Raw genomic sequence first — 23,447 nt, forward strand, 5'->3', positions numbered from 1 at the left:
TTCATCCAAAATCCTCCCCGTAAAGCGCGCCTTTTCGACAGCGCATTCTACGTTGCAGAAGATAAACGGAAGATTAATTCCTTCGGAAGCGACGATCCACTCGAGAACGTATTTGAACTGCACCTAGGATTGCACAACCGAAGCGGCGACGATCTCGGAAGCGACGGTCGGCTGGAGAGTGTATTTGAACCTTATGCGCGAACTTTCGGGGATCTCGGCCCATCCGGTCATTCGTGCCGGAATCGGCTGACGGATTCGCCTCGTAACGCAGGCTAAGCCACGATGATGATCGCCCTTTCGCGGGCCGTGAAGAGGCGAGGACTTATCCGGCCACTTGGTTTTGCGCGGCTAACTCGGAGCGTAGGGGCAAGCGGGCGGCGAAAGTGCTGCCGGTTTCATCTGATCGGACCAGCTCGATCTTCCCACCGTGCACAGCAGCGATCCATGCGGCGATGGAAAGGCCGAGGCCGGCGCCGCTTCCTGCTCCCGCCATCTCGGAGCGCGAACGCGCTGGGTCCAGCCGCCAGAATCGCTCGAAGATGCGCGATTGCGCCTCGGGCGGAATGCCGGGACCGGCATCGCTGATCGTGATCACGTAGTGCGTCGAATCGCGCTTGCAGATCGCTCGTACCGCGCTCGCCCGCTTCGTGTACTTTATCGCGTTGTCGAGCAGGTTGATGAGCATTCGCCGGATCAAATTTTCGTCGCCGTTGAAGATGAGTTCGCGATCGTATTCGGCGCAGAGCTTGACGCCGCGATGGGCTGCGAGCGTACGCATGGCGTGAACGACCTCTTCGAGCAATTCGTCCAGATAAAAGTTCGTCGGCGCAAGCGGGTACTGTCCGGCATCGGCTCGCGCGAGCAAGAGAAGATCTTCGACGATGCGCGCCATGCGTCGTCCTTCGTCGTAGACGATCTCTAGCGATTCGCGCAATTCTTCGGAAGAGCGATCTCCGCGCGAGAGGGCCACCTCCGCTTCGCCGCAGATGATCGCCACAGGCGTGCGCAGTTCGTGTGAGGCGTCGGCCATAAAACGCCGCTGCTGTTCGAAGGACGTTTGCAGGCGAGCGAGCAGTCCGTTGATCACCGCAGCCAACTGGCCCAGTTCATCGTGTTCATTGATGATGGGCAGTCGCTCGTCGAGATTGGCGGCGCTGATCGAGGCCGCCCGTGCGCTCATCTCGCTCACCGGAGCGAGGCTGCGGCGCGCGAGAAAATAGCCGCCGAAGCCGGCAAGCAGCAGTGAGAGCGGAATGGCGGCGAGGAAGACCAGGCGCAATCTTTGCAGAGTCTCATGCCGGTCATGGAGCGAGCGAAGCGCTAGCACCTCATAAGTCTGGCCGCGGAATTTCAAGGTGCGGGCGAAGGCGCGCCATTCCTCTCCCCCAAGGCGCAGGCTCGCATATGCCTTCCCATCACGCGATGCTCGAGCGAGCAAGGACTCGACCTTTCGAGTCAGTCTCTCTCTGCTAGCCCATGGTAATTGAGAATTGGGAGCGAATATGAGTCGGGCGTTCGCATCGTAGACGAACAGGCGGTAGTTCTCCATCTGAAAGTCGCTCGCTTCGCGGGCGACCAATTCCGCATCGGATCCAGCGTTGCTTTCTGTCTGCGCGTTGTTGATTTCGCGCTCTAGGGCGCTAGCCGCTTCGGCGAGCAGCTTATCTATCTGCGCATCGGATGAGTTGATGAACAACAGAAAGGCGGAGGAGGCGAAGGCGAGAAGCGTTAGGGCGAGGATGATCGAATACCACAAAGTCAATCGCGCGCGCACTGACATGCGACGACCTTTCGTCAACCACTCGGCGAAAAGGCGCGCGCAGCTAGCTTTCATGAAGATCCATCGTGTCCGCGGGCTCCAGTAAGACATATCCTGCGCCCCGTCGCGTGTGAATGAGCGGTGTGCCGAAGGGCTCGTCAATTTTGCGCCGCAGGCGATTGATATAGACTTCGATCAGGTTCGAGAACGGATCGAAGCGCTCATCCCAAACGTGTTCGGCGATCTCTTCGCGCCGGACGATGCGTCCGGCATTGCGGGCTAGATACTCAAGCAGCGCGTATTCTTTAGCCGTAAGCTCGATAGGCTGCCCGCCGCGGCGGACACGCTGCCCGTTGGTATCGATCTCGAGATCGGCGATCCTTATGATGCTCGGTCGAAGTTCATCGCTGCGGCGCAGTAGGGCACGCAAACGAGCCATCAGCTCTTTGAAAGCGAAAGGCTTCGTCAAATAATCGTCAGCTCCTAAGTCTAACCCGCGCACCCGATCTTCAACCGCATCGCGCGCGGTGAGAAGAAGGATGGGGCGGCGCCACCCCTTTTGGCGCAATTCGCGGCAAACTTCGAAGCCATCTCTTTTGGGCAGCATTACATCGAGAATGGCGATGTCGTAGTCATTGATTTCGACCTTGTAGAGCGCTTCATCGCCATCTGCGGCGACATCAACGGCATAAGCCTGTTCCCGCAGCCCACGCGCGATGAGACGCGCCATACGCGGATCATCTTCGGCAAGTAAAACGCGCATAAGGAGTCGCTCTGGCGACGATGTGATTAGTCTAGCGATTGCGTTCGGGGAAATAAAAGCGCGCGGCGTCTAAAAATCGCCCCCGGGGCGGACCGTTTGCGGCTCAGGTCGCTGCGATCTCCCAATCGGTTGCTAGAGTTCTTCGGACGTGACCTCTTGTTCGGTCTTCTCTTTGGGGGCGGATAGAGCGCGCCGGGGCCAGATGAGCGAAGCGATGATGGAGATAGCGAGCACCGCTACGACGATCGAAAGCGGGAGGATCGGCGAGATATGATAACCATACCGCTCTTCGATGACATCTTCGGCCAACATCTTGAACCCGATGAAGATCAGGACGATCGAAAGGCCAATCCTAAGGTAGTGGAATCGCTCGACGACTTTCGCGAGGAGAAAGTAGAAGGTGCGCAGCCCCAGGATGGCAAAGACATTCGAGGTGTAGACGATAAATGGATCGCGCGTTACAGCGAAGATGGCCGGGATGGAATCGACGGCGAAGACCAGATCGGTCGTCTCGACCATCACCAGAACGAGGAAGAGTAGCGTCCCGTTCAAACGACCGCGGACGCGCGTGAAGAACTTCTCGCCTTCGTAATGCTTCGTGATCGGAACGTATCGGGTGACGAAGCGCACCACGGGATTCTGCTCCGGGTGAATCTCCGTCTCCTCTTCGCGCAACATGCGAATCCCCGTGAAGATGAGGAACGCGCCGAAGATGTAGATTATCCAGTGGAAGCGGTTGATGAGCGCCGCGCCCATCAGGATCATCACCGCGCGCATCACCAGCGCGCCCAACACGCCCCAAAAGAGGACGCGGTGTTGGTATTCGCTGGGGACGCGAAAATAAGAGAAGATCAGAAGGAAGACGAAGAGATTGTCGACCGAGAGCGAGAGTTCGATAAGATAACCGGTCAGAAACTCTACGCCTTTGACGTGGCCGAGTTGATGGAAAACGCCCGCCGCAAAGATGAGCGCCAGCGAAATCCAAATGATGCTCCAAGTGATCGCCTGACGCGAACTAATAACGCGCGATCGGCGATTGAGGAGCCCAAGATCGACAGCGAGCAATAGAAGGATGAAGAGCGTAAATCCGCCCCAAGCCCATATCGAGTGCTCCATGCTGGTTAGATATAGCATCCGCTCTTCGAGAGAGGCAATCTGCGACGCGGCGAGCTTGCGCTGCGGCGAATAAACTCCTTAAGCTGTGATGGCGAAGGGAGCGCAAAATAGACGATGGACCGCTTCAGGCGTCATCCGCAGAATCCGATCATAACGGTCGATGATCTGCCGTTTCCGGCGATCGGTGTCTACAACCCCGGTGTCGCTGAGGTGAAGGGCGAGATCGTCCTCTTGCTCCGCGTCGAAGGGGTTGACGGCAGATCGCGGCTCCATGTCGCACGTAGCCGTGATGGCATCGGCAGTTGGCGCATCGATGAGACGCCGCTGCTCGCCCCGGAAGATCCGGAAAGTCCATATGAAGAACTCGGCTGCGAGGATCCGCGAATCACCTATGTCGAAGAGATAGATGAGTATGTGATCGCCTATGTGGTGGTCAGTTCGCCAGGGCCGGGCATCGCTCTCGCTCGCACGAAAGATTTCCGTCGGGCGAGTCCGATCAAAATGGTCTTATCGCCGCCCAACAAGAACGCAGCCCTCTTCCCGCGGCGGATCAACGGCGAATGGGTGATGCTGCATCGCCCGTCATCAAACGGCGTGGCGCATATTTGGATCGTTCGCTCGAAGGATCTGGTTTATTGGGGGCATCCGCAACTGGTCTTAGCCGAGCGCGGTGGGACGTGGTGGGATGGCGCGCGCGTCGGGGCTGGCGCCGTCCCGATCGAAACGCCCGAAGGCTGGTTGCTTATCTATCATGGCGTGAAGATGGTCGCCGGGACGCCGAACTACCGCCTCGGCTTGGCGCTGCTCGATCTGGACGATCCGACGCGGGTCATCGCGCGCTGCCGCCATCCCGCTTTCAGCCCTAATGCGCCTTATGAGCGCGTCGGAAACGGAATGAACATCGTCTTCACCTGCGGAGCGTTGCTGCGTGGCGATGAGGTTTGGATGTACTATGGTGCGGCTGATACTTGCATCGGGTTGGCGACGGCGAAGTTGAACGATTTGCTCGAATTCGCGCGCGAGACATGATGCGGTAAAGTTGCGACCGAGCCGCGCTCTCTTTTACAATCCGCCGGTTCGGGAGCGATTAACCGGTACGCCGAGAGCGTACGACACCGAGTTAAGTCTTTGAGAGAGTGAAGACATGATCAAATTGTTGAGCCGCATGGAGCGGACGCGAAGCCTGATCATCATCGGATTCGCGCTGTTGATGGGAGTAAGCCTCGTGCTCTTTTACGCCCCCGGGCGAGGTGGCAGCGTCACGCCTGCCGCCTTAGCCAGAGAGGTCGTGGCCCGCGTCGGGCGTGAAGAGATCACCGTCGGCGATCTGAACGCGGTCAAGCAGATCTACAGCCAGATGTTCGGCGGACCGTTAGGATTGCTTCAACTTGGCGGCGATAAGCGGATCTTGGATGGGCTGATACGCGATCGCGTCATCGCTCAAGAGGCGGCTCGCTTAGGGCTTGCGCCTTCGGATGCGGAAGTGGCCGATGCGATCCGCCGTCAGTTCACCGATGCTTCGGGAAAGTTCATCGGCTTCGAACGCTACAAGGAGACAGTCGTCGCGCGGTACGGTAGCGTCGAGAATTTCGAGCGGCAGATGCGAAACGCGGTCGCGGAAGAGAAGTTGCGCGCCTTCGTCACCGCCGGAGTGCAAGTTTCGGAAGAGGATGTTCTGGATACCTTCAAACGGCGTAATACGAAGTTTGATCTCATTTACGTGCCCGTGACGGTCGATAAACTGGCCCAGAAGATCCAACCGTCCGAAGACGAATTGCGCGCTTTTTACGAAGAGCATAAGACCGATTTCCGCATCCTCGAACCGCAGAAGAAGATCCGCTATATCTACATCGATCAGGAGAAGGTCGGACAGAGGATCAAAATTTCAGACGATGAGTTGCGGGCCGAATATGAGAAGCTGTCGCCGGAAAACAAACAGGCCGGCGTGCGCGTGCAGCAGATCGTGCTGAGGGTCGCGCGTCCCGAACTCGACTCGACGGTGCGTGAGAAGGCCGATGCGCTGGTGAGCAAACTTCGTGGCCCAGATGGCAAAGCGAGCGAAGAGGCGTTTGCCGAGGCCGCTCGCGGCAATTCGGAGGATCCGGCCACAGCGCGCGCGGGCGGATATCTGCCGCGGCCTGTTCGTCGTAATCCGAATAAACCTGACGATCCTTTGCAGCGAACGCTCGATGCCGAAGAGGGACAAGTCATCGGTCCAATTAAGTACGGTAACGCTTATTACATCTTCCGTCGCGGAGCGGCGGTGCCGAAAACCTTCGAAGAGGCGAAGCGCGAGCTGGAAGTCTCTTTGCGTAATCGCAAATCTTATGATGCGGCGGCGAAATTGGCCGATCGCGCCGTCGCTCTTTTGAAAGAGACGAAGGATGTGCAGCGGGTCGCTCAGGAGCTGGCTCCCGAAGCGAACATGTCGCCGCAGGAGATGGTGCGCGAAACGCCATATGTAAAGCCGGGCGACGATGTGCCCAACATCGGCGTAAATCCGCAATTCGAGGAGACGATCGCCCCGCTCAATGAGGTTGGCGATGTCGGAAATCGCGTCGGCGTGCGTGGCGGCTTCGCCATCCCGATGCTCGCCGATAAGCGCGATCCGCGGATCCCCGACTTCGCCGAGGTGAGGGATAAGGTGCTCGATCGCGTGCGCCGAGAGCGCGCTCGGCAGCAGCTCGAACAAGTGGCTCGCGAAATAGCTGACGGCGCGCAAAAACCAGAGGACCTGAGAACGCTCGCCGAAAAGCATGGCCTGCAGGCTCAAACGAGTTCAAATTACACGCTCGGGACGCCGATCACCGATGTCGGCACGAGCGCCGCCGCCGATGAAGCGATCTATGCGTTGCAGGCCGGACAGGTGACGAAGAATCCGATTAAGGTCAGCGATTCTTTGGTCGTCGTCGGCGTCACTAAGCGGACGGAGGCGGATCTTGCGGAGTTCGCCAAACAGCGCGATACGTTGATGGAAGAGGCGCTCGCCGAACGGCGCGCGCAGATCTTCAACGACTACGTCGAGCAGGCGCGCGCGCGCATGGAGCGTGAAGGGAAGATCAAGATCTACGACGATGTGCTTAAGCGCGCCGCCGAGTTCGATCAGTCGCTCTCCCGCCTCATCGAATTCGGCAAACCCGAGGAACGGCTCGTTTGAGCGACATAAGCTTAAGTTGGACCCAGGGGGCGAATTTGCGCGGATTGCCAACTCGTCCAAGCCCTGTGCCTCGGATAGGAGTCGACCTTCACAATCCGCGCATCAATTCGGCCATCTCCGTTTGAGCCAATTCAAGGCGTAGCAAAACTTCGTCGCCCTGTGTGGCGATGCTCAAGTTGTTGAGCGCAATCTGGGCCAGGCGCCCGCGATTGCCGGGCAACTGTGAAGCCAACGCTCCGCCGATCTGTTTCACTGCGACGATCGTATCGCCCAGATATTTTGCGTTTTCCGGCGATTGCGACCGCGCCGTTAGCAGAAGCTCAAAGCCTCGCGCCGTCGTGCTGATCGATCCGTAAAACTGCTTGACGGCGCGAATCGCGTTCGCCACTTCATCGTTGCCCATAATGTCGGCATCGAAGATAGCCGGTGGGACGGTGCCGCCGAAGCCGATGATCGCGTTGGCGTTGCGCGCTGCGAGCGCGACCAGATCATTGTTGACGCGATTGCGCCCCTTTTGCGCATCGAGCAGAGCCCGCACGCGCGCTGGCGTTCCCAACGCTAACGTGTGCGCGTCGAACTCCGTGACCGCGATCTCGCCCAGTTTAGCTGGCAGCAGACCTAAAAGCTTCACCTGTTCATCCGGAGTGAAGATATAGATCGAGCGCCCGCCGTAACGTTCTTCGCGGTACTTGCCTTTAGCCGCGATCCGTCCCGCGGCGATCATCGCGCCAGCGTTGAACCTGCCGCGCGCCAGGACCGCCGGTTCAACCTTCGTGGCCCCCGACGGCGCGCTGGTGAAATTGGCCCCGATGGCGATCCGTTCGAACGATCGCGGATCGATCCCCGTGCGTGATTTGAACTGATCCAGTTCTGAATTGATCTGATTGAGCTTCGCTGTATCGTTGGCATAGAGGCGCGGGAGCGCTTCGTTCAAGAGGCGTTGCGCATCGACGAACATTATCGCGTCAGAAGCCGGCAGCGCGGCCAACAGCGGATCGCTAACGCTTGAAGAAGCGCTTCGTTGCGCTGAGCCAACCGGCGAGAGGAGCAGCGAGATTAGACAGAGCGGGAAGAACGCGATTCTTCTTCTCATAAATCGTCACCTCGGAGAAGATTCGATCGATGACACGGTTGCGATCGGTTGTTCGGATGCTGTGCCAACCGTTCGGGTTGGCCGTTGCGGATCAAAGGTATCCGCTGGGCCGTGACCGAGCGAAGGGCGAGCGCGCGCATCTGAGCGGAACGCCCCTCACTCGGTTTCATGGCGCCTCGACGAGCAGCGCCAGACCCATGCCGCCGCTGACGCAGAGCGTCGCCAACCCGCGCCGCGCGCGCCGTCGCCCCATCTCATGCAGGAGCGTGACGACGATGCGCGTGCCGGTGCAGCCTATCGGGTGGCCCAGTGCGATCGCCCCACCGTTGACGTTCAATCTCTCCGGATCGAATTGTAGTTCGCGATCGCAAGCGATGACTTGGGCGGCAAAGGCCTCATTGAGTTCGACGAGATCTATCTCGTCGAGCGAAAGCTTTTGTCGTTCGAGCAAATTGCGCACAGCCGGCACTGGACCGATGCCCATCAGGTCCGGCGCGACCCCCACGATCTCATAATCGACAACGCGCCCTTGCGGGCGAAGTCCCATCCTCTCGACGGCGGTTTCGTCTGCCACTACGATGGCTGCCGCCCCATCCGTGATCCCTGAAGAGTTGCCCGCGGTCACGGTTCCATCTTTGGCGAAGACCGGCGGCAGCTTGCGCAGCGCTTCGAGCGTTGTATCGGGGCGCGGATGTTCGTCGTGAGAGAATAACTCGGGTTCACCGCGCGGCCCTTTGATCTCGACGGGAACGATCTCGGCTTCGAACCGTCCCGTGCCGATCGCTTCCGCCGCCCTCTTTTGCGAGCGCAAAGCGAAAGCATCTTGCTCCTCGCGCGAGATGGCGTAAATCTGGGCCAGTTTCTCCGCCGTCTCGCCCATCAACATTCCCGAAAGGGGATCGAGAAATCCGTCGCGATACATCGCATCGCTCAACTCCGCATGGCCCATGCGCAGTCCCCAACGTGCGCCCTCGACCAGATAGGGCACGCGCGACATCGTCTCTACGCCACCGGCGAGCACGATTGAAGCGCGCCCTAACATGATCTCTTGTGCCGCGAGGATGATCGCTTTCAGTCCAGAGCCGCACGCTTGATTGACCGTGTAAGCCGGGATCTCCTCCGAAAGGCCAGCCCGATAGGCGATCTGGCGTGCGACGTTAGGGCCGAGGCCGGCTTGTCGTGCCGAACCCCAGATGACTTCGCGCACCGCGGCGGGATCGATATGCGCGCGTCGCAAACTCTCGCGCGCGACGATGGAACCGAGTTCGGCTGCGCTGTGCTGGGCCAAAGAGCCGCCGAAACGACCGATCGGCGTGCGCACAGCTCCAAGCAGGTATACGCTCTTCATCTTGCGGCCTCGATGGCGTATCTCATATCCTTCTTCGCTCGCTTCTTTCGTTGACGACGGACTCAAGCGAGCCATCCTCTGTTACGCTCTCGATATCTGCGGGGAGGACAATCCCTGCTCGGTATGGAATCTGCTTCATGATCAGGCGGAATATTAACATAGATGGGCGGTAGAATCGATCAGCGCCATGCAAGGCGCTTTTGACGAGGAACGGTGGCGAGTCGAGGGTTGAGCGAAGAGTTCGCGCGCCAATTGGCCGGCGCGCTCGATGAGAGAGAGGAATGGGTGTGTGCGGAGGTGCCTGATGGCCCCGCCGTACTTTTGCGGCGCGGCGAATGGGAGGTGAGCCTAGCGCATGGGCAAGCGTTCCTCGCCTTCTGGACCAGAGCGGGAACGGCGATCTGGCGCGTTCTGTCGTGTGAGCGATCGGCAAGGGGACTGATGGTCGAGGTCGAGCGGCGTGCCGGGGCGGAAAAGTGTTGGCTGCGTTTTATGCCGCGCGCTTCCGAAGGGAGAACGCAAATTGAAGAGGCCCGCCGGGCGCGTTGTGCGCAGATCGTTGAGCTATTTCGCCAGCGTTTTGCTGGCGCGCGGATCTTGAGCCAGCGTTTGAGTAGAAGCGCGCGGCCTGGTGAAGCGGGCAGATTCGCGCGCATTCTTCTGTCGCAAGGGCGCACGCTTCGGGCCATCACTGGGCCGGTAGCTGAGTTGAAGACTCATGAGACGGATGCTTTCCTCGCTTCATCGCTCATCTGGTTCGCGCGGATCAATAGGCGCGACCACTCGGCGAAATTGTGTCTCGCAGTCGATTCGCCCCTAGCCGAAGATCTGGCCGAGCGCGTCGTGCTACTTCGTGAATCATGGCGACGGTGCATTGAGGTCTATAAACTGAAAGACCGTTCGCTCGAGCCTCAGCCTATCCCCTCGCTTGAAGATCTGCTCGCCGATGCTCCACCGCTTCGCGTGGCGCGCGCGTTCGAGTTGAGTCAAACGGCACGGCGCATCCAGATGCTCGCTCCCGAGGCCGTTGAGATCGCGCGCGCGCGGCATGGCGAGACGCTGCGTTTTCGCGGCTTGAGTTTCGCGCGCGTAAGGCGCGTCGTCGGTGGCGAGCGCGCTTGGTTCGGCATTGAGCGGCGGCGGCAACTCGATGAGTCATCTTGGCCGGAACTTTGTCGTTTGGTCGAGGATCTGCGCGCGCATCGAAGGGCTGGAGCGGAGAACAAAGAGCACGCTTTCTATCGTGCGGAGCCGGAAGCTTGGCTCGAATTCATGTTGAAACGGGAGATCGCCGCGCTCGATGCGAACTTACGGCTATCGCCGCTCCACGCGCAATTCCGTGTCGCCCAGAGCGGAGAGTCGGGTCGTCCTATCGATCTGATCGCGCAACGGCGAGATGGTCGGCTCGTGGTGATCGAGTTGAAGATCAAAGTGGACGCCGGTTTCGTCATTCAAGGCGCGGATTACTGGCGACGGATCGAGGCCCAACGACGGAAAGGCAATTTAGCGCGTTTCTTTCCAGATGTGCCGATCGCCGACGATCCCCCTATGCTCTACTTGGTTGCTCCGATGCTCGCTTTCCCGCGAAAGCTGCATGCGATCGCGCGCCTCATCAGATCCGAAATAGAGATCCACCGCATCGAGTTGAACGAAGATTGGCGCGCTGGAGTTCGCGTCGTCAGGCGCGTGCGGGTCGGCGATGAAGAGTGTGCCTGAGCTTCATCGAGCTGCGTGGCGTTCATTCGCCGTTGATCTTCATCGCGCCTTCGACCGACATGCGCGCTTTCTCCTTAGCTTTAGCGCGCTCCATCTCGTCGCGCGCTTGGTCTGAGGTCGAGCGTATACCGGCCACTCTTAGGCGGAATTCGTCCGGGTTGCTCGCGCCACGCAACGCCTCTTCGAGCGTAATCAAACCTGATTGATAGAGATGGAAGAGCGATTGATCGAAGGTTTGCATCCCGTATTGCGATGTGCCGGCGGCGATCGCGTCGCGGATCAAAGGGGTCTTCTCTTCGTTGGCGATGTAGTCGCGGATGAGGGCGGTCGAGACCATCACCTCGACGGCAGGCACGCGCCCGTTACCGCGTGCGGCGCGCACCAGACGCATCGAGATGACGGCTTTGAGGATTCCGGCCAGTTGAATGCGCACGCTCTTTTGTTGGTGCGGCGGAAAACTCGAAACGATGCGCGTGATGGTCTCGGTCGCATCAAGCGTGTGAAGAGTCGAGAGGACGAGATGGCCCGTCTCCGCGGCGGTGAGCGCCGTTTGGATCGTCTCGAAGTCGCGCATCTCGCCGACGAGGATCACGTCCGGATCTTGGCGCAATGCGCCGCGTAGAGCTTCCGCGAATGAGCGCGTATCGACATCGACCTCGCGTTGTGAAATGAAAGACTTCTTGTCGCGATGCAGGAATTCGATCGGGTCCTCGATCGTGACGATGTGCCCGCTGCGCGTCGAATTGATGTGATCGATCATCGCTGCGAGCGTGGTCGATTTGCCGGAACCGGTCGTTCCCGTGACGAGGATCAAACCGCGCCTTTCATCGGCGATTCGCTCGATGACGGGCGGAAGGCTGAGTTCGCTGATCGAACGGATCTGATCGGGGATGACGCGCAAGACCATGCTGACCGAGCCGCGTTGTTGAAAGATGTTCGCGCGAAAGCGGCCCAGCCCCGACACCGCATAGGCGATGTCGACCTCGGAAAATTCCTTGAAGCGCTGCTTCTGACGATTCGACATCATGGCGAAAGCCATGTCGAGCGTATCGTCTTTGGTCAAGCGCGGAGCATCGACGAGCGGTTTCAATTCGCCGCCGACGCGGATGAAGGGTTGAGCCCCTGCCTTGATGTGTAGATCGGAAGCGCCGTAATTGACCGCCGCGCGCAGTAGATCGTCTATTTTGATGGCCATGGTTCTTAAACGATCCGCTAGGAGTTAAGTTCTCATCTTCGGTCGATGTGAGGCTCTCCGCTTCGGGGCCGAACGATCTTTGGCGGGGCAAGAGAAAGGCGCGACCCAACAGCGGAAGTCGCGCCTTGCGATTTTACGAAGCTTTTCTGGGCTCGTCAACGATCAGTTTTCGCAGGCAGGATCTTAGGCGTAGCGCCGATCATGCGGCGTAATGATGCTCGTTGACGTAAGTCAGCCATTCGCCCGGCGCCGGGCGTTGCCCCGAAGTGATCTCGAAGAAGACTTGCTGAATGCGCGCCGTGATCGGGCCGCGTTTGCCCGACCCGATGACGATGCGATCGACGGAGCGAATAGGCGTGATTTCAGCGGCGGTGCCGGTGAAGAAGAGCTCATCGGCGAGGTAGAGGGAGGCTCGCTGAATCTCTCGCTCTTCGACCGGGATGCCTAGTTCGCGACAGATTTGAATCACGCTATCGCGCGTGATGCCGAGCAGTATTGAGGATGAAAGCGGAGGGGTTAGAATCCTCCCATCGGTGACGAGGAAGAGGTTCTCGCCCGAGCCTTCTGAAACGTAACCGCGATCATCGAGCGCGATGCCTTCGGCGAAGCCGTTGAGGATCGCTTCCATCTTGATCAGCTGCGAGTTCATGTAGTTGGCTCCGGCTTTCGCCAACGGCGGCATCGAATTGGAGGTCATCCGATTCCAAGACGAAACGCACACATCGACGCCGCGCTCGAGCGCTTCATCGCCGAGATATTTGCCCCAATCCCACGCGCAAATGTAGCAGCAGAGCGGGTTAGGGAAGGGATTGACGCCGAAAGCCGGGGCGCGTTCATCGAGGCCGCGAAAGATGACCGGACGAAGATAGCACTGGTCCAGGCCGCTCCTTGCAACCAATTCAACGCACGCATCGCAAAGCTCGTCGAGCGTCCAATTGTGCTCCATGCGATAGATCTTCGCCGAGTTCAAAAGCCGCTGGATATGCTCGCGGAGGCGAAAGATCGCCGGACCTCGCTCGGTCTTGTAACACCTGATCCCTTCGAAAACGCTCGAACCGTAATGTATGACGTGTGACATGACGTGGACGCGCGCCTCATCCCATGGGATGAAACGCCCGTTGTGCCAAACTTCAGGCGCGATGCGTATGGTGCTGACATCTTTCTGCGGTGCGTTTTGGGCGAGCATTACGATTGCTTCTCCTTAGTAGCTTTCGATCGTGGACTGTCAATTTGAAGTTTTTAGCCTGCCACGATACCGTAAGTAGCGGGCGCTTGGCAAGCAGAGTGGGTTCTCCGGTTTGAGAGCTTTGAGGTTCGAAAAGGGCGAGGATTTCGATGGCATGCGAATCTCTATCGGCTTGTTCCGCGCTTGTGGCATCGCCGCATCTCTTTTGCTGGGTTGCCATATCTCGAAGGTGATGAACGAAAGACAGGATAAATCGCCGGATGCGCGCGCTACGCACTTCGCCGCTATCGTCATAGACATGCACGCTGATACGGCGCAGCGATTGCTCGATGAGGGCGTCGATCTCGAAGAGCGATTGCCGGATGGTCATCTCGACGCAGTGCGCATGCGCGAGGGAGGGCTCGACGCTCAATTCTTCGCCATCTGGGTCGAGCCGCAGTTTTATGGCTTAGGCGGGCGACGGGCGATGGAGCGCGCCGATCGCCAAATCGCCGCAGTGCGCGCCTTCGTCGAACGTCATGCGGATAGATGGGCGCTAGCGACGACCGCCGAGGAGGTCAGACGCGCCGCGCGCGATGGGAAGCTCGCCGCGCTCATGGGACTCGAGGGCGGGTACGCGATCGATGAGAGACTCGAGAACGTCGAGCGCTACTATCGCCTTGGCGTGCGTTACATGTCGCCGACGTGGGTGGTGAGTTTGCGCTGGGCCGGCTCTTCGGGCGATGAGGTGGGAAGATCGCGCGGACTCAGCGAATTCGGGCGCGCCGTCGTGCGCGAGATGAATCGCTTGGGGATGATGGTCGATGTCTCGCACGTTTCGGATCGAACCTTCTGGGATATCATCGACACATCACAAGCTCCGGTCATCGCTTCGCATTCGGGAGCGCGCGCCATCGTCGACCACCCGCGGAATCTGACGGATGAGCAACTGCGCGCCATTGCGCGCACGGGCGGTCTGTGCGCGGTCGCCTTCTATCCGGCCTTCTTGGAACCGGGATGGGAAGAGAGGAAGGAGCGCGTCGAGGCGGAGATCGCGCCGCTCGTGCGTGAGGAGACGCAGACCATCCGCGGCAATCCATCGCAAAAGCGCGCGGCGCGTGACCGTGTGCGCGCGCGTGAATTCGCCAAAAGATTGCCGCCCGTTCCCATCGCTCGCGTCGTCGATCACATCGACCACATCGTGCGCGTTGCTGGAATCGATCACGTCGCGCTGGGTTCGGATTTCGACGGCATTCAGGCCGTCCCGCAGGGACTCGCCTCCGTCGCGGAACTGCCGAACCTGACGGCGGAGTTAGTGCGGCGCGGATATTCCGTTACGGATATTCGAAAGATCCTCGGCGAAAACGTCTTGCGCGTCATGGAGGAGGTCGAGCGTCGCGCTGCGGAGTTAAGGCGGCTTCGCTGATCGCGCATCTGGACCGTGAATGGCGCGGTCGGTTGTGGATATCGTCTGGCGTCAGATCTTCGCGAAAGGGTTGACAACCGGCGACCGTTTTGGTGAATCTTAAAAGGCGGCTCCCGATTTGAGGAGCCGAGAGCTGCTCGATCCGATCATCTCCCTTCGTCGAATGATGAGATATCGTCTTCTCATCTGCTGTTTGTTGGCTTCATTCTTTTTGCTGGATGGGCGCGCGCGATCCTTTGGCCAAGACCCTTCATCGGGTACGAGGCCGCGAATCGTCTCGCGATCGGCATATCCACAAACGCACACGGCACCATCTCCTCCTCAGCAATCGCTGCCGCCTAAGTTGATGGCCCCGCTCGTCGGCGCGGGGGCGCCGGCATTGCCGATTGGGACCTCGGCCCTTACGCCAACGATCGCCGTGCCGATCGCTCCGCCGAAACCCTTGCGTCCGCTATCTTATGACAAAGTCAAAGTCAAGTTGGAGGAAGCGAAACGCCTGCTCAGATCGCGTCCGGTGTTAGCGGCGGCGGGGAGCCCGTCAACCTTCTTCGTCACGTTGACAGCCTATGATCCGCTGACCTCGCAACTTCACTTGATCACTTTGCCGAAACAGACGTTCTTGACGCGCGGCGCGGAGGTGACAGTGCAAACATCGGCCGGTAAATTGGTCCTCGTGCGCGTCCTGCGCCCGAACTATGTCAATACCGCGGTCGAAATCCGCGACGTCGTGACGGGAGAGCATCTAGCTCCTTTGATCGTCGAATATCCGATCGAGAAGGGCGGCGCATTTCGCGAGATGGCTTACTACGTTTCGGCTCATCCGGCGCTTTTGACCGACGAGCTTATTCGCGCCGGGCGCGAGTATGTGCGGAGCATGGTCGATCTAGCGGCGAAGCGTTTGCGCGATAAAGGGGTGAGCATTTCGCCGCAGATCCTCGACATCGCCGAGCGATTGTGCGTGGTCGAGCACGTCGATCACGAACGATTCATGCGCGAAAGCCGTCTGCAGTTGTTCGAAGAGATCTACGCGCTTTACGGATTGAACGAGCTTGACGCCTATCGATATTCGGTCAGCGCCGCTGGAGCCGGCGGCATGGTCCAGATGATACCGTCAACCTACCAGATGATTCGCAATCGGCATCCAGCCGTTGGGCTCAACCCCGATTTCGTTTTGGGGATGCGTAACCACGGGAACGCGCTCGAAGCCATGCTCCTGTACATGCAGGATACGTGGAACGACTTGGCGCTAGATCCTGACATCGCTTATGCGTTGAGCGTCGGATGGGCGACGCAGGATGATCTGGTCGCCGCCGGATACAACTCCAACCCGGCGCGCTTGCCGTCGTACATACGGCGCGGTGGGGCGACTTGGCGCTCCTTCCTCCCGCGCGAAACGCAGATCTACTTGCAGATCTATCAATCGCTGGATAGTTTGATCCCGCTCAAAAGGCGAGCTGACAAGCAGGTGCCAGCGGCCAACTCTTCAGGTGATGTCAGACAGCGACGTGAAGCCTCTGACATTACGCGCCGCAATCCATAAACGAATTGGTGGACAGGAAACGCCTCACGTGAGCGCATCCTTAAGTTCGGCATGCATGGTCCTGTCGCTGTACTGTAGCCGGTAGAGCCGCCAATAGAGGCCGCGCCGAGCGAGCAGTTCTTGATGCGTTCCCTGTTCGCGGATTTGGCCGTGATGCAGCACGATGATGCGATCGGCGTTCTGAATCGTCGAGAGCCTGTGGGCGATGACGAGCGAAGTCCGATCGCGCATCACGCGCTCAATCGCTTTTTGAATGAGCTGTTCGGTCTCCGTGTCTATCGAGCTGGTTGCTTCGTCGAGGATGAGGATGGCCGGATCGAAGGCAAGCGCGCGCGCGAAACTGATCAGTTGCTTCTGCCCGACGGATAATCCGGCGCCGCGTTCGCGGACCTCGGCTTTGTACCCACCGGGCAAGCGTTCGATGAAGCGATCGGCTTGAACCTCGCGTGCGGCCCAGCGCACCCGTTCTTCCGTGATATCGTCTCGCCCCAGTCTGATGTTGCTTTCGATCGTGCCGCTGAAGAGGAAGACATCTTGGAGGACGACGGCGAAATTCTGTCGCAGCGAGCGCAGATCCCAATCGCGCACATCGACGCCGTCGAGCAAGATGCGCCCGCGTTGCACGTCGTAGAATCGCATCAACAGGTTCGTGATGGTGGTTTTACCAGATCCGGTGTGGCCCACGATCGCAACCGACTGGCCCGGCTCGATGGTGAAGGAGACATCACGGAGGACCCATTCTTCGTCGTTATAAGCGAACCAGACGCGCTCGAACTCGATCTTCCCGCGCGCCCGCCCAGACTTGCGCGCGACCGTTGGCGGCGTGATCGAGATCGGCTGATCGAGCGTGCGGAAGATGCGGTGCGAGGCGACGACCGCCGCTTGCAGTACGTTGTACTTATCGGAGATGTCGCGGATCGGCTGAAAGAGCTGCTGGAGATACTGAATGAAGGCGACGAGCGCTCCTAGCGAAAGGGTCTGCGTGAACGGCGCGCTCTGCATCACGCGCCAGCCGCCGTACCAGATAATCAACGCCGTGCCGATGGCGCCAATCAGATCGACGAGCGGGAAGAAGATGGCGTAGTAGAAGATCGTCTCGATGTTGGCGCGGCGATAGTCATCGTTCAGTTCATGAAACTGCGCGCGCGCCTTCTCCTCGCGGTTGAAGAGTTGGACGATCTGGGCGCCCGATAGATGTTCTTGCAGGAAAGCGTTGATGCGCGCTAGGCGCGTCCGCACGCGATCGTAACCGCGCCGCGCGTGGCGACGAAACCACATCGTCACGGAGAAGAGCATCGGCACGGTGAGCAGTGTGACCAGCGTCAAGCGCCAGTCCATCCAGAACATGAGCGCCGCGATCGCTACGATCATCACCAGATCGCCGAGGACATCGATGACGCCGGAGGTGAAAAGTTCGTTGAGCGCATCGACATCCGAAGTCAGGCGGGTCATGATCCGTCCGACGGGAGTTTTGTCGTAGTAGGCGACGTCTTGCCGCTGAAGTTTGGTGTAAAGTTCGCTGCGCAGATCATACATCACGCGCTGCCCGACCGTTTCGAGCAGCACCGTTTGCACGTAGGAGAGGATAAACGTGAGAAGGAGAACGCCGAGGAACGCGAGGGCGAGCCAGCGCAACCCGCCGAGTCGATGCGGGACGATGTACCAATCGATGGCATATTGCGTGAACTTCGGTTGCAGTATGCGCAGCGCGTTTAGGATGAGCGTGAGCAGTAGCGCCGGAACGAGCGTGCGCGCGTATGGACGCAGGTAGCGCAGCAATCGGCGCGCGATTTGCCAATCGTAAGTCTTACCGATGGCTTCTTCCTCGTGAAATTGTTTGACCGCTGTCGCCATGCCTCTCCTCACGAAAGCGGGACGGATTCGAGATGTTCGCGCCGCGGATAATGTGCGGCGATGGCCATCGCCGCGAGCGCGAACATCAGATAGGCTAAACGATCGCGCGTCAGAAAGAAAACGACCACTCCGAAGATCGCCGCCGCCTCGCACAAGGCAAAGGCGATGATGTAAGCGCGTACGACCTGCCAAATCTTGCGCCGCGCGACGGCCAGGGCGAGCAACACGCGCTTGACGATGACAGATGAGGCGACGCTCACCAGACCCATAAAACAGAGAAGCCAGTTAAGGGTCAAGCGACCCTCTTCGCGGGCTGATCCCCTGCGTTCGATGAGCCAAAGCATGATCGCGTAAAGGGCGATCGAGCCGAGGAAGATGAGCCAAAGCAGAAAAAGGATCTTCAGATTACGCTCCACGACTTTCGCTTGACGATCAGGTTGCAGCGAATCCATGCCTTCACATTTCCCCGCTGAGGTTGGATCGAAAGACGGCTCGATCAACTCGCCGCCAACTCTTCTTCGAGCAACTGGCGTTCATAAAGCGCCGCGTATTCGCCTCCGCGAGCGAGCAGTTCATCATGAGTGCCCATCTCGATGATCTCGCCCTCATCGAGGACGTAGATCATGTCCGCGTCGCGAACGGTCGAGACGCGATGCGAGACGATGATGCTGGTCCGCTCGCGCATCACTTCGCGCAACCTCGTGAGTATCCTCTCCTCCGTGTAGGTGTCAACGGAAGAGAGCGCGTCATCGAGTATCAGAATCTTCGGTTGACGAATGATGGCGCGCGCGAGCGTCGTGCGCTGTTTCTGCCCCCCCGAAAGCGTGATGCCGCGTTCGCCAACGAGCGTATCAAACCCCGCCGGAAACTCGCGCACATCGTCACTCAATCCGGCGACTTCGGCGGCCCATTCGATCTCGGCGCGCGATGCTCCCGCGACGCCAAAGGCGATGTTCTCGGCTAGCGTTTCGCTGAACAGGAAAGGTTCCTGTGGCACGTAACCGATGCTCGCGCGAAGCTGGGCCAGAGGTCGCTCGCGCACATCTACGCCGTCGACGAAGACCGTCCCGGGCGGCGGATCCAGAAGGCGTGGGATCAGATTGATGAGCGTCGATTTGCCGCTGCCGGTGCGCCCGACGAAAGCGACCGTCTGCCCGGCTTCGATCGTCAGATTGATGTCGCGCAGAACCGGAGGCGCGTGTTCGTGATAGCGGAAAGTCAAATTGCGAAACTCTATTCGCCCGTTGATCGGCGGATGCGCGCGCGCGTGCGGGCTATCTGTGATGCTCGGTTGAATGGCGAAGATGGCGTTGATCCTTTTTAGACTCGCGGTGCCGCGTTGATAGAGGTTGACGACGTAGCCCATCGCGATGAGCGGCCAGATCAGGCGCGTCAGATAGAGGTTGAATTCAGTGAACTGACCGACGCTGATCTCGCCGCGCGCGGCCAGCGCCCCGCCATACCAGATGATGAGCATGAATCCTAGCCCAATCAGAAATTGAAGCAGCGGGCGCATGGCTGCGGAGATGCGCACAAGACTGAGATTGCGCTCGGCGTAGAGCCGGTTCAATCTGTTGAAAGCCTCGATTTCAGCCTCTTCCTGAGCGTAGGCGCGCACGACGCGCACGCCCGTGAAATTCTCTTGCGCGCGCGCGGAGATCTGCGCGAAGAAATCTTGAATCTTCTCGAACCGCAGGTGGATCTGCTGGCCCAGGTATTTGACCGTCAGCGAAACGAGCGGCATCGTGGTGAAGAGCAACAGGGTCAAACGCACGCTGATGCGTAACATCAACGGCAGAATCAGCAAGATGACGAAGAGCGTCTGCAACGAATACATGATGGCTGGGCCAGCCAGTTGACGCACGGCGGATAGATCGTTAGTCGCGCGCGCCATCAGGTCGCCGATGCGGTGCGAATGGAAGAAGGAGAGCGGCTGTCTCTGCAGGTGAGCGTAGAAGTCGCGCCGCAGGTCGTACTCGATATGGCGCGACATGCCGATGAGGATGAGTCGTTGCAGGAAAAGAAATATCCCGCTCACCGCGCTCACGCCGAGGACCGTGAGCGCATAGCGCGTCAATTTAGCCCAGGTTACACCGGCGCTTAAGTCATCCACGGCGTGACCGACGATGAGCGGGACGAGCAAGCCGATGATGACGGAAGCGAAGACGCAAAACGTTCCGAAAATCAGAGACCGTCTATAAGGGCGAAAATATCGCGCGAATTTACGTAGATCGTCCATGGCCGAGTGATCGCCGCGAAATCTGATGCCCTTCTATGATGCGCCATCTTCGCGTTCAATTCAAAATGGGGGCGCCGCTCTCAGTCGAACGGCTGTTATGTGGACGGGCCTGAAGCCACTCATCCTGCGATTTCAAGTGGGTTGCAGAGAGCATCAGGATGATTCAGCTTCACTCTCCGTTCGCTCGCCCTCTAAAGGCGCGGCGGGAGGTTGCAGATCGCTTTTGGGAAGTTGGGATTCGAGTTCAGCGAACGCTTCTGCGGTCGAACTGAAATCCTCATCCGGCGGCGTGCCGATTCGGTTGCGCCCCGCACGCTTGGCCGAGTAGAGAGCTTGATCGGCGATCTCGATCAACTTTTCGCGCGAGATCGTGTGGCGCGGGAAGGTCGCCACGCCGAATGAGGCCGTAATGCGCCCCACATCCGGGATCTCGATCCGCTCGATGCGTTTGCGGATCCGCTCGGCTACGGTCAACGCGCCTTGGGTATCGGCTTGCGGAAGGATAAGCGCAAACTCCTCGCCGCCTAGTCTCGCTGCCGTATCGACGCCGCGGAGTTCATCGCGTAGGACGTCGGCCAGAGTGCGCAGGACGCGATCTCCGACCTTGTGCCCGAAAGTGTCGTTGATGCGCTTGAAGTGGTCGATGTCGAGCATGACTAGCGATAACGGTTGTCGCATCCTCATCGCCAGATGGATGTCGCGATCCAGTTGCATCTCAAACGAGCGGCGATTGACGCAGCCGGTGAGCTCGTCTGTGAGCGCTTGCTTCTGCACCCGCTCGAACAACCGCGCGTGATTGACGGCGACGGCAACCTGATCGGCGACCGTGCGCAGAAGAAGCAATTCGTTCTCCTGCCAGATGCGGCTCGGATCGTCGGATTGGACCATCAATGCCCCGATAACGCGCTCGCCATAGATCAATGGGACGACGGCGAAGGGATGGAAAGAGGGTTCGCTCGATAAACTCTCGTCCCGCCCATCGACGACGTAGTTTTGCAGATTGTTGGCAAAGCGCGCGCAATAGGCGCTCAAATCGCCATAGATCTCCACTTCATCGGCTTCAGCGCGGTCGCCGCCGCGGAAGTAGATTTTGGTTAAGGCCGCATTGTGATGCCCTTCTTCGACGCGCAATGCGCAGCAGCGGACGCTAAGCGCACGCCCGACCTCGTTGACGGTGGTCTGAAGGACGCTGTCAAGTTCAAGCGAGCTGCGAATCGCCGTCGCGATCCGGTTGATGGCGATCTCGCGCCCGGCCTGCTCTTGAAGCAGCCGCGCTAACTTGGTCGTAACCGCTACGGTCAACTGCAACGAAGTCGCCTTCGGCATGCACGCGCGAACGGCACTGGAAAAGAGCGAGGCTTGGAACGGGCGCTCGGCCATGACCCGCGCCATCAAATACTCTAGGGCCGAATAGACGATGTCGGGCTCGAAGGTCCATATCACCTCATCGCCCGCATCCGCTTCGCTCGCCCTCCCGTTGCGCACCGAAGCCAACACGCCGGAGAAGCGCGAGTCGGCGATCACGACGAAACGTTCTTCCAGATCATCATGGGCTGTATGCTTGATCAGCATCGGTTCGCGGTCATAATCGCTCTCGCGTAGAGGTAGATGGTGAAAGGCGTCATCCGGATCGAGAAAGAAGAAGGCATAACGCGCCGCGCGCCCAATCGCCCGCGCGCGCATCAGCTCGCGCAAAGGCCGCTCCGGGGCGTAAGGCAGCCCTTCGACCACAAGGGCTGCCAGTTTGTTCTCTAAAACCACGTCCTCGAAGTAGCGATGAAGTTGAACGATCGTCTGTTCCGCGCACTTGACGGGAGTCAGTTGGCGCGGATGCTGTGCGAGCAGGCTGTGGTAAAGCGATAACATGTGGCGAAGAGCGACTCGAGCGTCCGAATTGCCAAGGGGGCGAGATCAACTAGGCAAAACAGATTTTTACACGGCTCCGACCTTCTTGTCCACTGTCCGGTTTAGAAGAGCGCGCCTTGGGTCTCATCTTCTTTCGCTTCCGGCGACCAGAGGTAGCGCGCCAAGTCGCAGCGGCCTCGCGCGTCGAAGATCACGCCTTCGGCTTCGAGCATGCGCTGTTGTTTATCTGGCGGCAACATGATGCGGCTCGTCGAACAACCGCCTTGCGAATTGATGACGCGATGCCAGGGGACGGAGTCATCTGCTGAATGCATGACGAAGCCGACGGTGCGGGCCGAATACTCTGGGCCGAGTAGTCTGGCGATTTGTCCGTAGGTCATCACGCGTCCAGGCGGTATGCGCCGCACGATCTCGAAGACGCGCTCGCGATAGTTGGGATCGTCGGCGCGTGTAGGATCAGCGTTTCGGTTGCGTTCCATGACCTTAGCCTTTCGGGATCATTCCGATCGCGCCCTTTCGATCAGCACGGCGCGTGCTGGAGCGCCATCGCCTGCGCCTTCGGCAATGAGCAGCGGCAGGCACACCAGTTCGTAAATTCCGCCGGGGACCTCGCTCAGGTTCAAGCCTTCGACGATGACGACCCCGTTGTTGAGCAGGATCTTGTGGGTGGGGAAATCGGTCGAGCCGTAACCTTCGATCGACAGGTAATCTATTCCAACCAGCAGCGTTCCTCGCTCGACGAGCGCGCGCGCGGCTTCCGGGGTTAAGTAGACGTAGTCTTCGCGGAATCGATCCGTTCCGTTCTTCCACCAAGAGGAGTTGCGCGTTCTGAAGAGTATGCGCCCATAGCGCGGCAGGTCCTGTTTTTCGAGGAAACTGACCTCGATCGCCCGCTCTTCTTCGGGCACTTCGACGACGACGGCTTCGCCGATCAGGGCTTCGAGCGGCAGATCTTCAGCTTTCATCCCATCGGAGATGAAGTGCGCCGGAGCGTCGACATGCGTTCCGGTGTGCGCGCCGAATCTGAGTTGCGAGACGTTGGCCACGTCGCCGCGCGCGAGCGCCATCCAGGTTTCGATGGAGATCGGCGGATCCCCCGGATAGACAGGGGTTCGCGATCTGATCGGGACGCTGATATCGTAAATGCGCATCTTGCGCGACAAATCTAGCCGCAGCGCTTCGGCCTTGTCAATGGGCCGTTTTCGATAGG

At 59.4% G+C, this 23,447-nt stretch carries 18 protein-coding genes; 5 read left to right on the top strand and 13 right to left on the bottom strand.

Translation table 11 applies throughout. From position 1 onward, the window contains the following. Positions 1 to 322 precede the first annotated feature (322 nt). The 3 genes from PYK22_RS16180 to PYK22_RS01195 all read right to left on the bottom strand — a co-directional run bounded on the left by PYK22_RS16180 (position 323) and on the right by PYK22_RS01195 (position 3,638). A complete protein-coding gene (locus PYK22_RS16180) occupies positions 323 to 1,834 on the bottom strand; it encodes a sensor histidine kinase (protein WP_060635197.1) in 1,512 nt (503 codons plus the stop codon). Further along, positions 1,824 to 2,522 carry a response regulator transcription factor gene (locus tag PYK22_RS01190; RefSeq protein ID WP_041973324.1) on the bottom strand — a complete coding sequence of 233 codons (699 nt, stop codon included), beginning with the start codon at positions 2,520 to 2,522 and terminating at the stop codon, positions 1,824 to 1,826. The genes PYK22_RS16180 and PYK22_RS01190 overlap by 11 nt, the downstream gene beginning before the upstream one ends. Before the next feature lie 132 nt (positions 2,523 to 2,654). Further along, complete coding sequence (locus PYK22_RS01195) at positions 2,655 to 3,638, bottom strand: TerC family protein (RefSeq protein ID WP_041973326.1); 984 nt, start codon at positions 3,636 to 3,638, stop codon at positions 2,655 to 2,657. Positions 3,639 to 3,752: 114 nt separating this feature from the next. Between PYK22_RS01195 and PYK22_RS01200 the strand changes: the two genes are divergently transcribed. Together PYK22_RS01200 and PYK22_RS01205 are read left to right on the top strand one after the other, a co-directional pair. Continuing rightward, positions 3,753 to 4,667 (top strand): glycoside hydrolase family 130 protein, encoded by a 915-nt coding sequence (locus tag PYK22_RS01200; protein WP_041973328.1) that lies wholly within the window; start codon positions 3,753 to 3,755, stop codon positions 4,665 to 4,667. A 115-nt stretch (positions 4,668 to 4,782) separates the two neighbouring features. After that, positions 4,783 to 6,795, top strand: a complete 2,013-nt coding sequence (locus PYK22_RS01205; protein WP_041973331.1) for a peptidyl-prolyl cis-trans isomerase — start codon at positions 4,783 to 4,785, stop codon at positions 6,793 to 6,795. Positions 6,796 to 6,883: 88 nt separating this feature from the next. On the opposite strand, the gene PYK22_RS01210 is transcribed toward PYK22_RS01205, so the two are convergent. Together PYK22_RS01210 and PYK22_RS01215 are read right to left on the bottom strand one after the other, a co-directional pair. Then, the gene (locus tag PYK22_RS01210) at positions 6,884 to 7,888 is read right to left on the bottom strand and encodes a hypothetical protein (protein WP_041973334.1); all 1,005 of its coding nucleotides are present in this window, start codon (positions 7,886 to 7,888) and stop codon (positions 6,884 to 6,886) included. Positions 7,889 to 8,054: 166 nt separating this feature from the next. Further along, positions 8,055 to 9,236 (bottom strand): thiolase family protein, encoded by a 1,182-nt coding sequence (locus PYK22_RS01215; RefSeq protein WP_041973674.1) that lies wholly within the window; start codon positions 9,234 to 9,236, stop codon positions 8,055 to 8,057. 213 nt (positions 9,237 to 9,449) lie between these two features. Here PYK22_RS01215 and PYK22_RS01220 point away from each other — a divergent pair, with 213 nt between their 5' ends. Next, on the top strand, positions 9,450 to 10,952 hold the full coding sequence (locus PYK22_RS01220; RefSeq protein ID WP_041973336.1) for a hypothetical protein: 1,503 nt from the start codon (positions 9,450 to 9,452) through the stop codon (positions 10,950 to 10,952). Positions 10,953 to 10,974: 22 nt separating this feature from the next. Here PYK22_RS01220 and PYK22_RS01225 read toward each other — a convergent pair whose 3' ends face one another. Next, entirely contained in the window at positions 10,975 to 12,141 is a 1,167-nt protein-coding gene (locus tag PYK22_RS01225) for a type IV pilus twitching motility protein PilT (RefSeq protein WP_041973676.1), read from the bottom strand. Between the two features lie 205 nt (positions 12,142 to 12,346). After that, positions 12,347 to 13,333: a branched-chain amino acid transaminase gene (locus PYK22_RS01230; RefSeq protein WP_041973339.1), complete on the bottom strand. Its 987-nt coding sequence runs from the start codon at positions 13,331 to 13,333 to the stop codon at positions 12,347 to 12,349. A 154-nt stretch (positions 13,334 to 13,487) separates the two neighbouring features. Here PYK22_RS01230 and PYK22_RS01235 point away from each other — a divergent pair, with 154 nt between their 5' ends. Together PYK22_RS01235 and PYK22_RS01245 are read left to right on the top strand one after the other, a co-directional pair. Then, the gene (locus PYK22_RS01235) at positions 13,488 to 14,738 is read left to right on the top strand and encodes a dipeptidase (protein ID WP_083437515.1); all 1,251 of its coding nucleotides are present in this window, start codon (positions 13,488 to 13,490) and stop codon (positions 14,736 to 14,738) included. A 346-nt stretch (positions 14,739 to 15,084) separates the two neighbouring features. After that, a complete protein-coding gene (locus PYK22_RS01245) occupies positions 15,085 to 16,278 on the top strand; it encodes a lysozyme family protein (RefSeq protein WP_041973344.1) in 1,194 nt (397 codons plus the stop codon). A gap of 24 nt (positions 16,279 to 16,302) precedes the next feature. Here PYK22_RS01245 and PYK22_RS01250 read toward each other — a convergent pair whose 3' ends face one another. From PYK22_RS01250 to PYK22_RS01275, 6 genes are all read right to left on the bottom strand, one after another. After that, a complete protein-coding gene (locus tag PYK22_RS01250) occupies positions 16,303 to 18,132 on the bottom strand; it encodes an ABC transporter ATP-binding protein (RefSeq protein ID WP_041973346.1) in 1,830 nt (609 codons plus the stop codon). An 8-nt stretch (positions 18,133 to 18,140) separates the two neighbouring features. Beyond that, complete coding sequence (locus tag PYK22_RS01255; RefSeq protein ID WP_041973348.1) at positions 18,141 to 18,584, bottom strand: hypothetical protein; 444 nt, start codon at positions 18,582 to 18,584, stop codon at positions 18,141 to 18,143. Between the two features lie 44 nt (positions 18,585 to 18,628). Then, on the bottom strand, positions 18,629 to 20,371 hold the full coding sequence (locus PYK22_RS01260; RefSeq protein WP_041973351.1) for an ABC transporter ATP-binding protein: 1,743 nt from the start codon (positions 20,369 to 20,371) through the stop codon (positions 18,629 to 18,631). A gap of 153 nt (positions 20,372 to 20,524) precedes the next feature. Next, a complete protein-coding gene (locus tag PYK22_RS16185) occupies positions 20,525 to 22,237 on the bottom strand; it encodes a GGDEF domain-containing protein (RefSeq protein WP_060635199.1) in 1,713 nt (570 codons plus the stop codon). 101 nt (positions 22,238 to 22,338) lie between these two features. Beyond that, positions 22,339 to 22,716: an MGMT family protein gene (locus PYK22_RS01270; protein ID WP_041973353.1), complete on the bottom strand. Its 378-nt coding sequence runs from the start codon at positions 22,714 to 22,716 to the stop codon at positions 22,339 to 22,341. A gap of 18 nt (positions 22,717 to 22,734) precedes the next feature. Continuing rightward, on the bottom strand, positions 22,735 to 23,388 hold the full coding sequence (locus PYK22_RS01275; protein ID WP_041973683.1) for a cyclase family protein: 654 nt from the start codon (positions 23,386 to 23,388) through the stop codon (positions 22,735 to 22,737). Between the last annotated feature and the right edge of the window lie 59 nt (positions 23,389 to 23,447).

Origin of the sequence: Pyrinomonas methylaliphatogenes (genome assembly GCF_000820845.2) — a bacterium.
Lineage (GTDB): Bacteria > Acidobacteriota > Blastocatellia > Pyrinomonadales > Pyrinomonadaceae > Pyrinomonas > Pyrinomonas methylaliphatogenes.

Excerpts from the sequence above, each read along its gene's own strand:
- PYK22_RS01205 (WP_041973331.1), top strand. The coding sequence starts at position 4,783 with ATGATCAAATTGTTGAGCCGCATGGAGCGGACGCGAAGCCTGATCATC.
- PYK22_RS01270 (WP_041973353.1), bottom strand. The coding sequence starts at position 22,716 with ATGGAACGCAACCGAAACGCTGATCCTACACGCGCCGACGATCCCAAC.
- PYK22_RS01245 (WP_041973344.1), top strand. The coding sequence starts at position 15,085 with ATGGCCCCGCTCGTCGGCGCGGGGGCGCCGGCATTGCCGATTGGGACC.
- PYK22_RS01275 (WP_041973683.1), bottom strand. The coding sequence starts at position 23,388 with ATGCGCATTTACGATATCAGCGTCCCGATCAGATCGCGAACCCCTGTC.
- PYK22_RS01235 (WP_083437515.1), top strand. The coding sequence starts at position 13,488 with ATGCGAATCTCTATCGGCTTGTTCCGCGCTTGTGGCATCGCCGCATCT.
- PYK22_RS01260 (WP_041973351.1), bottom strand. The coding sequence starts at position 20,371 with ATGGACGATCTACGTAAATTCGCGCGATATTTTCGCCCTTATAGACGG.
- PYK22_RS01195 (WP_041973326.1), bottom strand. The coding sequence starts at position 3,638 with ATGGAGCACTCGATATGGGCTTGGGGCGGATTTACGCTCTTCATCCTT.
- PYK22_RS01190 (WP_041973324.1), bottom strand. The coding sequence starts at position 2,522 with ATGCGCGTTTTACTTGCCGAAGATGATCCGCGTATGGCGCGTCTCATC.
- PYK22_RS16185 (WP_060635199.1), bottom strand. The coding sequence starts at position 22,237 with ATGTTATCGCTTTACCACAGCCTGCTCGCACAGCATCCGCGCCAACTG.
- PYK22_RS16180 (WP_060635197.1), bottom strand. The coding sequence starts at position 1,834 with ATGAAAGCTAGCTGCGCGCGCCTTTTCGCCGAGTGGTTGACGAAAGGT.
- PYK22_RS01210 (WP_041973334.1), bottom strand. The coding sequence starts at position 7,888 with ATGAGAAGAAGAATCGCGTTCTTCCCGCTCTGTCTAATCTCGCTGCTC.
- PYK22_RS01230 (WP_041973339.1), bottom strand. The coding sequence starts at position 13,333 with ATGCTCGCCCAAAACGCACCGCAGAAAGATGTCAGCACCATACGCATC.
- PYK22_RS01215 (WP_041973674.1), bottom strand. The coding sequence starts at position 9,236 with ATGAAGAGCGTATACCTGCTTGGAGCTGTGCGCACGCCGATCGGTCGT.
- PYK22_RS01255 (WP_041973348.1), bottom strand. The coding sequence starts at position 18,584 with ATGGATTCGCTGCAACCTGATCGTCAAGCGAAAGTCGTGGAGCGTAAT.
- PYK22_RS01200 (WP_041973328.1), top strand. The coding sequence starts at position 3,753 with ATGGACCGCTTCAGGCGTCATCCGCAGAATCCGATCATAACGGTCGAT.
- PYK22_RS01250 (WP_041973346.1), bottom strand. The coding sequence starts at position 18,132 with ATGGCGACAGCGGTCAAACAATTTCACGAGGAAGAAGCCATCGGTAAG.